The sequence below is a fragment of the Stenotrophomonas maltophilia group sp. msm1 genome (assembly GCF_032025805.1).
GTDB lineage: Bacteria > Pseudomonadota > Gammaproteobacteria > Xanthomonadales > Xanthomonadaceae > Stenotrophomonas > Stenotrophomonas hibiscicola.
This window is the reverse complement of record NZ_JAVSKH010000006.1, coordinates 194,295-208,207: the sequence shown is the minus strand read 5'-3', so window position 1 is coordinate 208,207 and position 13,913 is coordinate 194,295. Positions and strand designations below refer to the sequence as shown.

Annotated in this window: 16 protein-coding genes; 7 read left to right on the top strand and 9 right to left on the bottom strand. The window is 66.9% G+C overall.

Translation table 11 applies throughout. The features are described 5' to 3' along the window. Window positions 1–41 precede the first annotated feature (41 nt). Entirely contained in the window at window positions 42–2,039 is a 1,998-nt protein-coding gene (locus ROV95_RS21225; protein ID WP_111098765.1) for a bifunctional DedA family/phosphatase PAP2 family protein, read from the bottom strand. A gap of 85 nt (window positions 2,040–2,124) precedes the next feature. Between ROV95_RS21225 and ROV95_RS21220 the strand changes: the two genes are divergently transcribed. Continuing rightward, entirely contained in the window at window positions 2,125–2,787 is a 663-nt protein-coding gene (locus ROV95_RS21220) for a serine/threonine-protein kinase (protein WP_312546304.1), read from the top strand. Then, entirely contained in the window at window positions 2,784–3,290 is a 507-nt protein-coding gene (locus ROV95_RS21215; RefSeq protein WP_312546303.1) for a DUF2867 domain-containing protein, read from the top strand. The genes ROV95_RS21220 and ROV95_RS21215 overlap by 4 nt, the downstream gene beginning before the upstream one ends. A gap of 51 nt (window positions 3,291–3,341) precedes the next feature. On the opposite strand, the gene ROV95_RS21210 is transcribed toward ROV95_RS21215, so the two are convergent. Further along, window positions 3,342–4,025 carry a hypothetical protein gene (locus tag ROV95_RS21210; RefSeq protein ID WP_021203633.1) on the bottom strand — a complete coding sequence of 228 codons (684 nt, stop codon included), beginning with the start codon at window positions 4,023–4,025 and terminating at the stop codon, window positions 3,342–3,344. A gap of 108 nt (window positions 4,026–4,133) precedes the next feature. Here ROV95_RS21210 and ROV95_RS21205 point away from each other — a divergent pair, with 108 nt between their 5' ends. Beyond that, window positions 4,134–4,952 carry an NAD(P)-dependent oxidoreductase gene (locus ROV95_RS21205; RefSeq protein WP_058983483.1) on the top strand — a complete coding sequence of 273 codons (819 nt, stop codon included), beginning with the start codon at window positions 4,134–4,136 and terminating at the stop codon, window positions 4,950–4,952. 83 nt (window positions 4,953–5,035) lie between these two features. Then, a complete protein-coding gene (locus tag ROV95_RS21200; protein WP_312546300.1) occupies window positions 5,036–5,992 on the top strand; it encodes a DUF3829 domain-containing protein in 957 nt (318 codons plus the stop codon). A gap of 44 nt (window positions 5,993–6,036) precedes the next feature. On the opposite strand, the gene ROV95_RS21195 is transcribed toward ROV95_RS21200, so the two are convergent. Further along, entirely contained in the window at window positions 6,037–6,909 is an 873-nt protein-coding gene (locus tag ROV95_RS21195) for an ion transporter (RefSeq protein ID WP_312546298.1), read from the bottom strand. 63 nt (window positions 6,910–6,972) lie between these two features. On the opposite strand from ROV95_RS21195, the gene ROV95_RS21190 reads away from it, so the two are divergent. Then, the gene (locus ROV95_RS21190) at window positions 6,973–8,199 is read left to right on the top strand and encodes an acetylornithine transaminase (protein ID WP_019662006.1); all 1,227 of its coding nucleotides are present in this window, start codon (window positions 6,973–6,975) and stop codon (window positions 8,197–8,199) included. A gap of 86 nt (window positions 8,200–8,285) precedes the next feature. Here the strand turns inward: ROV95_RS21190 and ROV95_RS21185 are convergent, their stop codons facing one another. After that, window positions 8,286–8,888 (bottom strand): HAD-IA family hydrolase, encoded by a 603-nt coding sequence (locus ROV95_RS21185; protein WP_111101884.1) that lies wholly within the window; start codon window positions 8,886–8,888, stop codon window positions 8,286–8,288. Window positions 8,889–9,011: 123 nt separating this feature from the next. On the opposite strand from ROV95_RS21185, the gene azu reads away from it, so the two are divergent. Continuing rightward, window positions 9,012–9,461, top strand: coding sequence for an azurin (azu, locus tag ROV95_RS21180; protein ID WP_312546295.1), 450 nt, complete (start codon window positions 9,012–9,014; stop codon window positions 9,459–9,461). Window positions 9,462–9,532: 71 nt separating this feature from the next. On the opposite strand, the gene hemL is transcribed toward azu, so the two are convergent. Further along, window positions 9,533–10,822 carry a glutamate-1-semialdehyde 2,1-aminomutase gene (gene hemL, locus ROV95_RS21175; RefSeq protein ID WP_312546293.1) on the bottom strand — a complete coding sequence of 430 codons (1,290 nt, stop codon included), beginning with the start codon at window positions 10,820–10,822 and terminating at the stop codon, window positions 9,533–9,535. A 16-nt stretch (window positions 10,823–10,838) separates the two neighbouring features. Next, a complete protein-coding gene (thiE, locus tag ROV95_RS21170) occupies window positions 10,839–11,465 on the bottom strand; it encodes a thiamine phosphate synthase (protein WP_164144697.1) in 627 nt (208 codons plus the stop codon). A gap of 34 nt (window positions 11,466–11,499) precedes the next feature. On the opposite strand from thiE, the gene ROV95_RS21165 reads away from it, so the two are divergent. Continuing rightward, window positions 11,500–11,724 carry a rubredoxin gene (locus ROV95_RS21165; protein ID WP_021204573.1) on the top strand — a complete coding sequence of 75 codons (225 nt, stop codon included), beginning with the start codon at window positions 11,500–11,502 and terminating at the stop codon, window positions 11,722–11,724. 59 nt (window positions 11,725–11,783) lie between these two features. Here ROV95_RS21165 and ROV95_RS21160 read toward each other — a convergent pair whose 3' ends face one another. The 3 genes from ROV95_RS21160 to rpiA form a co-directional block, all read right to left on the bottom strand. After that, window positions 11,784–12,629, bottom strand: a complete 846-nt coding sequence (locus ROV95_RS21160) for a SirB1 family protein (protein ID WP_019662001.1) — start codon at window positions 12,627–12,629, stop codon at window positions 11,784–11,786. Window positions 12,630–12,786: 157 nt separating this feature from the next. Continuing rightward, window positions 12,787–13,233 carry a DUF192 domain-containing protein gene (locus ROV95_RS21155; RefSeq protein ID WP_312546291.1) on the bottom strand — a complete coding sequence of 149 codons (447 nt, stop codon included), beginning with the start codon at window positions 13,231–13,233 and terminating at the stop codon, window positions 12,787–12,789. 21 nt (window positions 13,234–13,254) lie between these two features. After that, on the bottom strand, window positions 13,255–13,902 hold the full coding sequence (gene rpiA / locus ROV95_RS21150) for a ribose-5-phosphate isomerase RpiA (protein ID WP_005419003.1): 648 nt from the start codon (window positions 13,900–13,902) through the stop codon (window positions 13,255–13,257). Between the last annotated feature and the right edge of the window lie 11 nt (window positions 13,903–13,913).

Sequence of the window (13,913 nt, the reverse complement as noted above, 5' to 3'; positions counted from 1 at the left end):
TGGGCTCGGCTCTACAGTGGGTGGCTGCGTGCCGGTGCCGGTCAGGGCGTGGTGGTCTTCAGCCGCAGCACCGGCAACCCGGTTTCGCTGTGCACATCCTCGCGCTGCGGCAGGTCCTGCACGGCGTCCTTCACCGCGTTCAATGCCGGGTCGACGCCGCGCAGTGGATGCCACATGCCGATCCATTCGAAATGGCGCTGGTAGCGCAGGGTCTGCGCACTGCCCAGCCACAGTGGCGTATTGCCCGGCTGCAACTGTGCAGGGGCTGGCCACAGGCGCAGTACGTAGCGCTCATCGCGATGTGCACCCTGGCGCACCATCAACAGCGCTTCCACGCGGGTGTCCAGCGTCGCCGGCAGCACCGGCAGGTCATCGGCGCCGGTGTTCTTGTCCAGCATCAGCAGCGCCTGCTGCCAGCCGGCCTGCTCCTGTCGCTTCCAGCCGCGCGCTTCCAGTTGCGCCTGCAGCGGTGCCAACGGACCGGCCACCTGCACGTCCAGCGGCCAGCGCTGGTCGTCGTCGAACTCGTTGCGGCGCGCCGGCAGCGTGGCCCAGTCGTGCTGCCACCAGGCCTGCGTGTCCATTGCCTGCGGGGCCGGCAGGGTCGGCTCGAAGCGTTCCAGCTTCACCGGGATGTTGCGCGGTGCGTACCACATCGCGGCGACGGCGAAGACGCCATAGAACAGCCAGGCCACCGGTTTCACCCAGAACGAGCGGTTGAAGCGGCGGCGGTAGGCGATGCCCAGCACCAGCAGCCAGAACGTGCCGAACAGCATGCCGCCGATCACGTCGCTCAGCCAATGCGCACCCAGGTACAGGCGCGAGAAGCCGATCAGGCTGACCACGATGCCCGACACCAGGTACGGCCAGACGCGGGTGCGGCCGGGCATCTCGCGCGCGATCAACACTGCGAAGAAGCCGAAGGTGATGGTGGCCATGGTCACCGACACCGAAGGGAAGCCGAAGCCGCTGCTGGCGTCGACCGGGCGCACCACATCCACGGTGGCACCCAGCAGCATGGTCAGCGCCAGGCCGAAGGCGAGGGCGGCCAGCCAATGTGCGGCCGCCATCCAGCGCCGGCGCCAGATCAGGTAGCCCATCGCTGCAGCGGTGGCCGGCAGTAGTACCTGCCAGGCGCCCAGCGACGCCAGCGCGGCCATCGGGTAATCGGCCAGCGGGTTACGCAGCGCCAGCATGGCCTGGTGCACCAGCAGGTCGATCGCCAGCGGCTCGCCGTGCGCGACCACCACGGTCAACAATGCGAACCAGCCCCAGCCCAGTACCAGCAGCATCAACGCCAACATCGCCAGCGGCACCGATTCACGGCGCTTGGGATCAAGCACGCCGACGGTATAGCGGCCCAGCGTCGGGTGGCGGTTGGACCAGTCCAGCAGGCGTGCCAACCAGTTGTCCATGCGCGCGGCCGACCAGCGGTAGCCGTACAGCACGATGGCCCAGACCAGGCCGAGGATCACCGCCAGCAGGCCGACCACCACCACCAGCCGACCGGCCACCGCGGCCACCGCGTCATAGGCCTCGCCAAGAATCCAGCCGGGGGCCAGGAACAGGACCGCCCATGAAATGCTGGCGATACCACTGGCCTGTACATAGCGGCTGGCCGGCATCTTCATCATGCCCGCGATGGCGGGCACGAATGGCCGGATCGCGCCGACGTAGCGTGCCACCAGGATGCTCTTGAAGGCATTGCGGCGGAACAGGTTTTCGCCGCGGTCGAGCAGCTGCGGGTAACGGCTGAACGGCCACACGCCGCGCAGGCGGTCGCCCCAGCGGCGGCCGATCCAGTAACTGATGCCATCGCCGGCAAACGCACCCAATGCCGCAGCCGCCACCGCGTACGGCCCGGAGATCTGGCCCAGGCCGATGAACACGCCCACCGCGAACAGCAGTGGCAGCGCCGGCACGATGGCGCCAAGAATGATGACCGCATCGCAGAAGGCGATGAGGAAGATAACGGCGCCCGCCAGCACGGGGTGAGCGGCAATCCACGCGAGCGTGGCGTCGATCCATGAAGAGTCCATTGCCCGATTATAGGGGCGTGAAGGTGACTGGTTCCCAGCCGCTTGGTGACCGTTTGCAACCAGTGCCATCGCCTAGAATGGGCCCATGCCGCATACGCCCGACGCTCAACCGCATGCTTTGAAGGCCGACAGCTTCGGCCGGATCCTCCTTGTGAAAGGGCCCGATGGTCCCTTTGTGCGCCGTGATCTTGGTGCCACGCCGCTGTGGTTGCGGCTGCCTGCATGGTGGCTGGCCCGCCGCGAGGCCAGCGCGCTGCAGCACATTCACGGCATGGCCGATGTGCCGCAGCTGCTGGCCTGGAATGGCCATCACCTGGATCGCAGCTTCATGGCCGGCGACGCCATGTACCAGCGCCCACCGCGCGGCGACCTGGCCTGGTTCCGTTCCGCGCGCCGGCTGCTGCAGCAGCTGCATCGCAACGGCGTGGCCCACAACGATCTGGCCAAGGAGGCCAACTGGCTGGTCACTGAAGATGGACGGCCGGCGCTGATCGACTTCCAGCTGGCGGTGATCGGCAACCCGCGCTCGCGCTGGATGCGGCTGCTGGCGCGCGAGGACCTGCGCCACCTGCTCAAGCACAAGCGCATGTACTGCCGTGAATCGCTTACGCCGGTGGAGAAGCGGTTGCTCAAGCGCACCTCGTGGGTGCGCGAACTGTGGTTTGCTACCGGCAAGCCGGTCTACCGCTTCGTCACCCGCCGCATCCTGCATTGGGAAGACAACGAAGGGCAGGGGCCAAAGCCGTGAGCTGTGTGCAGGTGTTGACCAGCCCGCCGAGTGTGGGCAGCGTCTTGCACCCACAGCTGGCTGGCGCCGACTTCGTGCACGCCTGCCAGGCGACGACCCGTCGCGATGGGCGCTCGGCCCTGCAGGCCTACCGCGACATGGCCGCGACCATTCCCGGCTGGTTCGATGGGCTGATGGCGCTGCGCAACCACGGCATGCGCCTGCTGGGCATGAAGCATCTGGGTTCGTTGCGTGCAGTGCAGGTTGTTGAAGATCCTCAACCCGGCCAGCGGCTCGGCATCTTCACCCTGCAGTCGATGGATGACGATGCCATCGTGCTGGAAGACGACGACCGCCATCTTCGCGTGCAGCTGGCGCTGCAGTGGCAGGGCGACGTGCTGGAAGTGGCGACCGTGGTGCATACGCATCACGCCTTCGGGCGCGCGTACATGCTGCCGGTTGCGCCGGTGCACCGGTTGATCGTGCCGCATCTGCTGGAGAAGCAGGTGCAGGCATACCGGTGATTCGACACTGCGCTCGCCGGGCCATGTCCGGCGACACGCGGCGTTTCCGGGTTACGGCGTCGCCGGTACCACCTGCTGGCCGATGAAGTTGCGCTTGGCGTCGAAGTCATAGGCGATCTGCAACTGTCCCACATCCGGGCAGGCGTGGCAGTCGCGCAGCGGTGTGCGGTACAGCAGGCGGATGCCACCATTCTCCAACGGCGAGGCGCCGGCCGACTGCGCCGGTGCGAACGGCGTGGCTTGCGGGTTGGCCTTCAGCAGTTCCTGCACAGTGGGGTCGGCACGCAAGGTGTCGTCCAACTGCACGGCATCCACATCGATGCGCTTGCCGCTGGCATCGACCAGGCGGGTACCTTCATTGGTGTTGGCGCGGAACGGATACTCGACCGTGGCAATGCCCAGTCCTTCGTTCTCGTGCCACGCGGTCACATAGGCCAACTCACCGCCGGTGGACAACTGCTCGGCGGCGGTGATGGCCTCGGCACTGGCGCCACCGGCGCGCATCGCGTCGCGAAGGCAATCCCGGGTGGCCGCGTTCTCGCCCTGGCGGCAGGCGTTGAGGTCGCCATCCCAGACCACCGCCTCGCTCCAGCGCATCTTGCCGTCGGCGGCGGCCTTCTCCGCGCTGGGCGTGTCACCGGCGGGTGGCTCCTTGCCGGGTTCCGGCGAACGGCCCTGGCAGGCAGTCAGCAGGGCAAGCCCCAAGGCAGGCAGCAACAGGCGGGAACGGCGCATGGCGTGGACCTCGTGCGTTGTCTGGAGGCCCGAGTATCGTCAAGGGCGGGTGAACTCCGCGTCGGCGCGGCATACTAGCGGCTCATTGCATACGCTGGAGTGCGGAACGTGGGCAGTCTGCAGGGCAAAACGCTTTTCATCACCGGTGCCTCGCGTGGCATCGGCCTGGCCATCGCACTGCGCGCCGCGCGCGACGGGGCCAACGTGGCGATCGCGGCCAAGTCGTCGGTGCCGAATCCGAAGCTGCCGGGCACCATCCACACCGCCGCCGAAGCGGTGACGGCTGCAGGCGGGCAGGGCCTGGCGCTGAAGTGCGACATCCGGGAGGAAGAGCAGGTGCAGGCGGCGGTGGCGGCCACGGTCGACACCTTCGGTGGCATCGACATCCTGATCAACAACGCCAGCGCGATCTGGTTGCGCGGCACGCTGGATACGCCGATGAAGCGTTTCGACCTGATGCAGCAGGTCAATTCGCGCGGCAGCTTCCTGTGCGCGCAGGCCTGCCTGCCGTACCTGCTGCAGGCGCCGAACCCGCACATCCTGACCCTGGCGCCGCCGCCGAGCCTGGAGCCGAAGTGGTGGGGCGCACATACCGGCTACACGCTGGCGAAGATGGGCATGAGCTTCGTCACCCTGGGCCTGGCCGCGGAATTCGGCCCGCAGGGCGTGGCGGTGAATGCGCTGTGGCCGCGCACCGTCATCGCCACCGATGCGATCAACATGATTCCGGGCGTGGATGCGGCTGGCTGCCGCACGCCGCAGATCATGGCCGATGCTGCGCACGCGGTGCTGGTGCGCGAGGCGGCGGGTTTCCACGGCCAGTTCCTGATCGACGATGACGTGCTGGCGCAGGCGGGTATCACCGATCTGTCCGGCTATGCGGTGGATCCGTCGCGCGCGCTGTTGCCGGATCTGTTCCTGGATTGAGCTGGTTCCTGAAACGGGGAAGCCCTCGTCAGGATAACGCTGGTGCCGTACTGTCCCTCCCCTGTACAACATGGATGTCCCGTATGAGTCATTCCGCCGCTTGTCGCCGTCTGCTGGTGTTTCCCGTCCTTTGTCTGCTGCTGTCGGCCTGCAGCGATGCGGGAGTCGGGTCTGGGTCTGGCTCTGGCTTGCGCGAACGCAAAGCCAGCGCCTATGCAAAGTGCCGAAATGCGATGGAACTGAGCGTTCGGGGGGGATTTGAACGATATACAAGCTGGATGAAGGACGCTGACGCGGGTCCGACGGGAACGGAGACAGCCCCGCGGGGACCGGGCTGGAGTGCCAATGACGTCGAGTACGACTGTGGCAACGCGGTGACGGAGGCATTGGAGCGGCAGCCCCCCGTCACCTTCGACGCGGCAGCCCGGCAGTACCATCAGGCGCTGCTGGCCTTGCAGGCCGTCGCTGAGCCTGTTGATCGTTATTATCGTCGTGAAGAATTCCGTCGTGACGGCGGCGCGGGCATGCGCCGCCAGCACGCTGCCCTGATGCAGGCTTACGCGAGGTACTTTGCAGCGAACGAAGTGCTGGATGCTGCCCTGCATCAGCACGACCTTGCCTACCGCGCTGAGTTGCTGGCGAGGATGGAGGGATATCAGGGAAGGTCCACGGACTATTACGCACTACGTTTCGTGGGTGAAGGCCGTGATCTGGTGCGCTCGCTGCGGGGGCCGACGCCAGACCTGGCAGCTGCACGCAACCAACTGCAGCAGTATCAGACCATGCTCCAGCAAGCGCAGAGCAGTGGCATCGGCAAAGATGTGGCGGCGTGGCGCCTGCTCGAGCTTTCCGCCGATACCTTGGTCAGTGAAGCCTGGCATCGTGTCGAGCGATTGGAAAAGGGCCAGCCGATTGTCGAGCAGGATCCGGCGGTGCTGTTGCCTGGTATGCGGCCCAGGGTGTATGCGTCCCCTGGCGCACTGTCGCGACTGAACGATGCCTATGATGACCTGGCTGCGGCAAGCGGTCGCCTTCCCTGATCCCATTCCCGGGACCATGGTCCACGCACCTGGGCATGCTGGCCTCAGCTGTTGAACGTTTCGGGAAGGATCCCACCGCACTTGCGGCAGTGCCGCGCATCCGGTTCATGCCCCTCCAGCCCGCAATGCGGGCAGCCGCGGGCATCACGGCGCGCGGCCAGTTCGGCCTCGCGCATGGTGCTGGCCAGTTCGGCGGTGTAGATGCCGGTGGGCACGGCGATGATGCTGTAGCCGATCAGGATCAGCACTGAGGTGACGAAGCGGCCGAGCACGGTCTGCGGCACGATGTCACCGAAGCCGACCGTGGCCATGGTCACCACCGCCCAGTACATGCTGGCCGGGATGTTGGTGAAGCCGTGTTCGGGGCCCTCGATCACGTACATCAGCGCACCGGCGATGATGGTGATGGTGATCACCGTGAACAGGAACACCAGCACCTTGCGCCGGCTGCGCCACAGTGACGTCATCAGGACGCCGCTTTCCTCGATGTAGCGGGTCAGCTTGAGGATGCGGAACACCCGCAGGATGCGCAGCGCGCGCACCACCAGCAGGCTCTGCGCACCCGGGATGAACATCGACAGGTAGGCGGGCAGGATCGACAGCAGGTCGATGATGCCCCAGATGCTCACCGCGTAACGCAGCGGGCGCCTGACAACCGCCAGGCGCAGCAGGTACTCGGCGGTGAAGATGATCGTGAAGCCCCATTCCAGGATGTACAGGCCGGTGGACCATTGGGCATGCAGGTGCTGCACGCTGTCGATCATCACCACCAGGATGCTGGCGACGATCGCCACCACCAGGATCAGGTCGAAATTGCGCGAAGGGCGGGTGTCATGGCGGTAGATGATGTCGAACCACCGACGGCGCCAGCCGGTCTCGGTGGCGGGGTTGAGCTGGGGGGCGGAAAACGGTCGCATGGGCGCATTGTGCCGCAGGGGTTCCGGCGCGAGAATGGGCATTCCTGAACCCTGCCGACTGCCATGACCGCCGCGACCGATCCGCTGATTTCCCTTTCACACTACTACCTGCCGGTCTACAAGCCCCGCCAGGTGGTACTGGAGCGCGGCCAGGGCGCCCGCGTGTGGGACAGCCAGGGCCGTGAGTTCATCGATCTGGCCGCCGGCATCGCCGTGTGTGGCCTCGGCCACAACGATCCGGACCTGGTGGCCGCGCTGGTCGAGCAGGCCGGCAAGCTCTGGCACACCAGCAACGTGTTCTACAGCGCGCCGCCGCTGCACCTGGCCGAGGAGCTGGTCAAGGCCAGCCGCTTCGCCGAGCGCGTGTTCCTGTGCAATTCCGGCGCCGAAGCCAACGAAGTGGCGATCAAGATGGTCCGCAAGTGGGCCTCCAGCCAGGGGCGCCCGGCCGACAAGCGGGTGATCATCACCTTCCGCGGCAGCTTCCACGGTCGCACCCTTGGCGCGGTGACCGCTACTGCCCAGCCGAAGTACCAGGAAGGCTACGAGCCGCTGCCCGGTGGCTTCCGCTACATCGATTTCAACGATGAGGTGCAGCTGGAAACCGCGATGGCCGCCGGTGACGTGGCGGCGGTGATGCTGGAGCCGATCCAGGGCGAGGGCGGTGTGATGCCGGCCAAGTCCGGCTTCCTCAAGCGCGTGCGCGAACTGTGCGACCAGCACAACGCACTGCTGGTGCTGGACGAGATCCAGGCCGGCATGGGCCGCACCGGCACGCTGTTCGCGCACTGGCAGGACGAGGTGGTGCCGGACATGGTCACCCTGGCCAAGGCACTCGGTGGCGGCTTCCCGATCGGTGCGATGCTGGCCGGCCCGAAGGTGGCCGAGACCATGCAGTTCGGTGCGCACGGCACCACCTTCGGTGGCAACCCTCTGGCCGCTGCGGTCGCACGCGTTGCGCTGCGCAAGCTGGCCTCGGCGGAGATCGCCGCCAATGTCAGCCGCCAGTCGAAGGCGCTGCGCGATGGCTTTGCGCGCATCAACGAAGAATTCGGCGTGTTCAGCGACGTGCGTGGCCGCGGCCTGATGCTGGGCGCGGTGCTGGGCGAGGACTTCGCCGGCCAGGCCGGGGCGATCCTCGACCATGCCGCCGAGCAGGGACTGCTGACCCTGCAGGCCGGCCCGGACGTGCTGCGCTTCGTGCCGTCGTTGAACATCACCGACGAAGAAGTGGCCGAAGGCCTGAAGCGCCTGCGCGCGGCGATTGCCGCGTTCATCGCCGCGCGCTGAGGCCGGCAGTAATAGCTGTAGAGCCGAGCCCATGCTCGGCTGCTGTTGCTGCGATGAGCCTAGCATGGGCTAGGCTCATCAGTGGTTCACGCAATCCGATAGCGCTTCAACACCTTGCCCAATCCCCGGCCATCGCGCACGGTTTCCGCGTGCAGGCCGGCAGCGCGCGCGCCACGCACATTGGCGAACAGGTCATCGACGAACAGCGCGCGCGAAGGCGCCACGCCCAGCGCTTCCAGCGTGCGCAGGAACACCGCGGGCGCCGGTTTGCGCAGACCGAACTCCGCGCTGCAGAACACGCGGCCCTGCAGCGCAGGGAACAGTTCCGGTAGCAGGGTGGGCAATGCCTGCTGCATCAGCGCGCCGTTGTTGGTCAGCACCGCGATTGGCAGTTGCAGGGCCTGCAATCGTTGCAACACGGCCGCCTGAGGATGGCTGGCGGCCCGTCGCGCCGCGGTCCATGCAGCCACTTCGACAGTCGTGCCCAGAAGTTCTCCCAGCTGCGCCAGATAGGCCGGGCCATCCAGCGTGCCATTGTCATGTGCCGCTTCCAGGCCGCTGTCATACAACGCGGCCTGCACGGCCTGCGTCGGAACCTGCAGTGCTTGGGCCAGGTGCAGCACGCGCTGCGCGCGCTGGTACTGCACCAGCACGCCATCCACATCCAGCAGCAACAGATCGATCCGCATCGGCCGAGCATGCCATTGCGATGCGTGCGCGGGAAACCCTGGAGCTGCCATGCGACAGACGGTCGCAGCCGGGCGGGCATAGGCCTGCCTAGAATGGCGCTCGAATCCGCAGGAGATGCAACGATGAAGGCTAGGGTGGTGGCAGTGGGACTGGGCGCGCTGATGCTGGCGCCGTCGGCGATGGCGCGGGTGTGTGCGGTGAGCATCGACAGCACCGACCAGATGAGCTTCAGCAGCCGCGAGATCAAGGTCGCCGCCGACTGCACCGCCGTAGACCTGACCCTGCGCCACACCGGCAAGCTGGCCGCTACCGCGATGGGCCACAACTGGGTGCTGACCCGCACTGCCGATTACCAGCCGGTGGCGATGGCGGGCATGCGCATGACGCTGGCTGACAGCTACCTGCCGAAGGCCGACAAGCGCGTGCTGGCGCACACCAAGGTGATCGGCGGTGGTGAGACCACGCGTGTGCGTTTCTCTACCCAGGGCCTGCAGAAGGGCGGTGACTACACCTTCTTCTGCTCGTTCCCCGGCCACTTCGCGATGATGAAGGGCAAATTCGTCTTCGGTTGAAAAAAGGGGACGGAGGGGATTAAGTCGTTTGTGCACAAACGACTTAATCCCCTCCGTCCCCTTTTTTGCGATCAGCCCTTGGCGGCCTTGAACGCCACGCGTGCTGCGGCCAGCGTCGCCTCGATCACGGCATCGTCGTGGGCGCTGGACAGGAAGCCGGCCTCGTACGCCGACGGGGCCAGGAACACGCCCTGCTCCAGCATCGCGTGGAAGAAGCGGTTGAACGCCGGGATGTCACAGGCGGTGGCCTGCGCATAGGTCTCCACCTTCTCGCTGGTGAAGAACAGCCCGAACATCGCACCCACGCAGGTGGTGGTCACGGCCACATCGGCGTCGGCGGCGGCCGCTTCCAGACCCGCACACAGGCGTGCGGTGCGCTCGGCCAGGTCGGCGTGGAAACCCGGCTGCTGGATCAGCTCCAGCATCGCCAGGCCAGCGGCCATTGCCACCGGATTGCCGCTCAGCGTACCGGCCTGGTAGATCGGGCCGGCCGGGGCGATCTGCTGCATCAGCTCGCGACGACCGCCGTAGGCGCCCACCGGCATGCCGCCGCCGATGATCTTGCCGAAGGTGGTCAGGTCCGGGGTGATGCCGTAGTGCGCCTGCGCACCGCCGAGGGCGACGCGGAAGCCCGTCATCACTTCGTCGAAGATCAGCAGCGCGCCATGCTTCGTGCACAGCGCACGCAGGTGTTGCAGGTAGCCCTCGCGCGGCGGGATGCAGTTGGCGTTGCCGACCACCGGTTCGATGATCAGGCCGGCGATGTCGCCACCCTGCTGTTCGAACAGGGCGGTGGCCGCTTCGAAGTCGTTGTAGGGCAGGGTCAGGGTCAGTTCGCTCAGCCCGGCCGGGACGCCCGGCGAGGTCGGCACGCCCAAGGTCAGCATGCCGCTGCCGGCCTTGACCAGGAACGAGTCGCCGTGGCCGTGGTAGCAGCCTTCGAACTTGACGATGCGGTTGCGGCCGGTGGCGCCACGCGCCAGGCGGATCGCCGACAGCGTGGCCTCGGTGCCGGAGTTGACCATGCGCACCATCTCGCACGATGGCACCAGGCGGGTGATGGTTTCGGCCATGGTGACTTCGGCCGCGCACGGCGCACCGAAGGACAGGCCATTGTCGATCGCCTTCTTCACCGCCTGGCGCACGGCCGGGTGGTTGTGGCCGACGATCATCGGGCCCCAGGAACCGACGTAGTCGATGTAGCGGTTGCCGTCGACGTCGTACAGGTAGGCGCCATCGGCGCGTTCGACGAAGAACGGCTCGCCGCCGACCGACTTGAACGCGCGCACCGGCGAATTGACGCCGCCCGGCAGCAGCTGCTGGGCGCGGGAGAACAGGGCGTGGGACTGGTCGTGGTTCATGGGGCTTTCCTGGGCGTTACGCGAACTGGGCGAGGAAGGCGCGCTGGGTCGCGACCGGGTCCTGCGCGGCGTAAATGCCGCTGACCACGGCCACCAGGTCGGCGCCGGCGTCGATGATGGGACCGACATTGTCCGGCGTCAGCCCGCCGATCGCCACCCGTGGCACGCCCAGTGCGGCGCTCTGCCGCAGCAGGTCGGTATCCGCGCGGCTGGTGGTGACCTTGGTAGTGGTAGGGAAGAACGCGCCGAAGGCCACGTAGCTGGCACCGGCGGCCACGGCCTTCTCGGCATTGGCCAGCTGGTCGTAGCAGGAAGCGCCGATGATGGCCTCGGCGCCGAGCAGCGCACGCGCGCTTGGGATGTCACCGTCGGTGCCGCCCAGGTGCACGCCAGCCGCGCCCACCGCCTTCGCCAGCGCCGGGTCGTCGTTGATGATCAGCGGTACGCCGTAGTGTGCGCACAGCGCCTGCAGCGCGATTGCCTGCTCCTGCCGGAGTGCGTCGCTGGCGGTCTTGTTGCGGTACTGCAGCCAGGTGGCGCCAGCGGCCAGCAGCGGCGCGGTACGGGCCAGCAGGCGCGCGGTATCGGGCTCGTCCGGGGTGATCAGGTAGACGCCGCGGGGCGCCGGGGAAGCAGAAGTCATCGATGGCTACCGGTGAGTGGACCGCGATGGGACAATGGCGGCCCGTGAATCCAGCCGTGATTATCCGATGAGCGATGCCACCCCCACCACCTTGCGCACCTGGATGTGCGTGGTTTGCGGCTTCCTGTACAGCGAAGCGGAGGGTCTGCCGGAAGAGGGCATCGCGCCGGGCACGCGCTGGGAGGACATTCCCGAGACCTGGACCTGCCCCGATTGCGGGGTGACCAAGGCCGATTTCGAGATGGTCGAAGTCGATTGACTGGAGGGCCACCCGGCCCATCCGGTGGGTGTGGACCGTTGGTCCACACACCGACGCCCTCAATGCAGCCGCGGCATCGGCCCGCCGAGGTCGATCAGCTTCTCGCGCAGCCACTGTGCATCGCTGGCCTCGGGATTGCGCTTCAGGTACTGCCCCAGGTCATGACGGGCACCGGCCAGATATTCCAGCTGCAGATAGGCCAGGCCGCGGTCACGCAGCGCATCGTCCTGCTCCGGGGCGAGCTTCAGCAGGCGGTCGGCACTGCGCGCGGCGCGATCCCATTCGCCGGCCTCGGCATACACGCCGTGCAGGTTGCGCAGCATGCGCATCAGGATCGCGCGCGCCGGCGCCGGGTCGAGAATCTGCGCCAGCACCTGGTCGTCGGGCATCTGCCCGCCCAGGTGTGACTTGGCGCGTTCGCGCAGTTCGTCCACGTCCAGCGGGCGACCACCATTGAACGGGTCCATCACCAGCACGCCGTCGTCCACCGGCAGGCGCACCAGGAAGTGGCCGGGGAAGGACACGCCGTCGAGCGGGATCCCCAGCCGTCGCGACACTTCCATCTGCACCAGCGCCAGCGAGATCGGGTTGCCCAGGCGCCGCTCGAACACCTGGTTGAGATAGCTGTTGCGCGGATCGTAGTACTTGTCGTGGTCGCCGCTGTAGCCCAGCTCGTCGAACAGGTGGCGGTTGATCGCCGCCATCTTCAATGGACTGTTGTCGATGCTCTCCACTTCCGAGCGGAGGTGGTCGACGTGGCTCTGGATCAACGCGTCGTAGGTCGACGGCTGCAGATCGGGGTATTCATCGCGCGCGATCAGCAGCGCGGTCGGCAACAGTGGCAGCGCCTCGTCTTCGAGGTCGGCCAGTGCATCCCAGTCGGGGAGTGTGATCCGGTCCTGCATGGCCACAGACTGGCGTCATTCGCAGGCGGTTTCAAGCGGTGTCGCGTGAAAAATCCGGGGTCAGATCCCTTTCGCGAGCGAATGGGATCTGGCCCCTGCAGGGTTGCCGGCCAGCGGCCGGCACTACTGCGCGTGCCGGGCGCAGCCCGGCCGCACCTTACTTTTCGATGCCCGGGCCGAATTTCAGCTCCATACCGTCCTTCAACTGCAGCTTCTCGGCCTGGCCGGCGTTGAGCTCCAGCACGTAACGTGCCGGGCCACCGCTGGGGTAGGGCGGGCACATGTCGCCGGCCGAGCACGGCGGCACATCACGCTGCTGGCTGACCAGCCTGCGCTGGCTGTCGAAGTACAGGATGTCCAGCGCGATCCTGGTGTTCTTCATCCAGTACGCCTGCATTTCCTCGCGGTCGTGGATGAACAGCATGCCGTGGTCGGCCGCCATCTGGTCGCGGAACATCAACCCGCGCGCGCGGGTTTCATCGTTGGTGGCCAGCTCGACCTGGTAGCGGGCGCCATCCAGTTCGACCCAGTGGCGGGCCGCGTCGGTGGCGCAGCCAGCCAGGGCCAGCAGCGGGAGCATCAGCAGCGAACGCAACAGCGACATCGTCAGGATCCTTCGAAAGGGTCAGAGCACGACCGGCGGCTCGCCGCCGACGATCACCACATCGGCGCGGCGGCGCGCGAACAGGCCCACGCAGACCACGCCCGGCAGTTGGTTGAGCTCGCGCTCCAGCTTTTCCGGATCGGTGATCTGCAGGTTGTGGATGTCCAGGATCTGGTTGCCATTGTCGGTCACCACGCCTTCGCGCCAGGTCGGCTGGCCGCCGGTCATGTCGCGGATCTGGCGGGCGACCAGGCTGCGCGCCATCGGGATCACTTCCACCGGCAGCGGGAATTTGCCGAGCACCGGCACCTGCTTGCTCGGGTCGACGATGCAGATGAAGCGCTCGCTGGCCTCGGCGATGATCTTCTCGCGGGTCAGTGCGGCGCCGCCGCCCTTGATCAGGCACTTGTTCGGATCGCACTCATCGGCGCCGTCCACGTACAGCGACAGGTTGCCGCTGTGGTTCAGCTCGATCACTTCGATGCCGTGCTGCTTCAGGCGCGCGGTGCTCTGCTCGGAGCTGGACACGGCGCCCTTGATGCGGTGCTGGATGCGGGCCAGGGCATCGATGAAATAGGCCACGGTGGAACCGGTGCCGACACCGACGATCATGCCGTCTTCAACGTACTCGATGGCTTTCTCGGCGGCCAGGCGCTTGGCTTCGGACATGGGAGAACTCT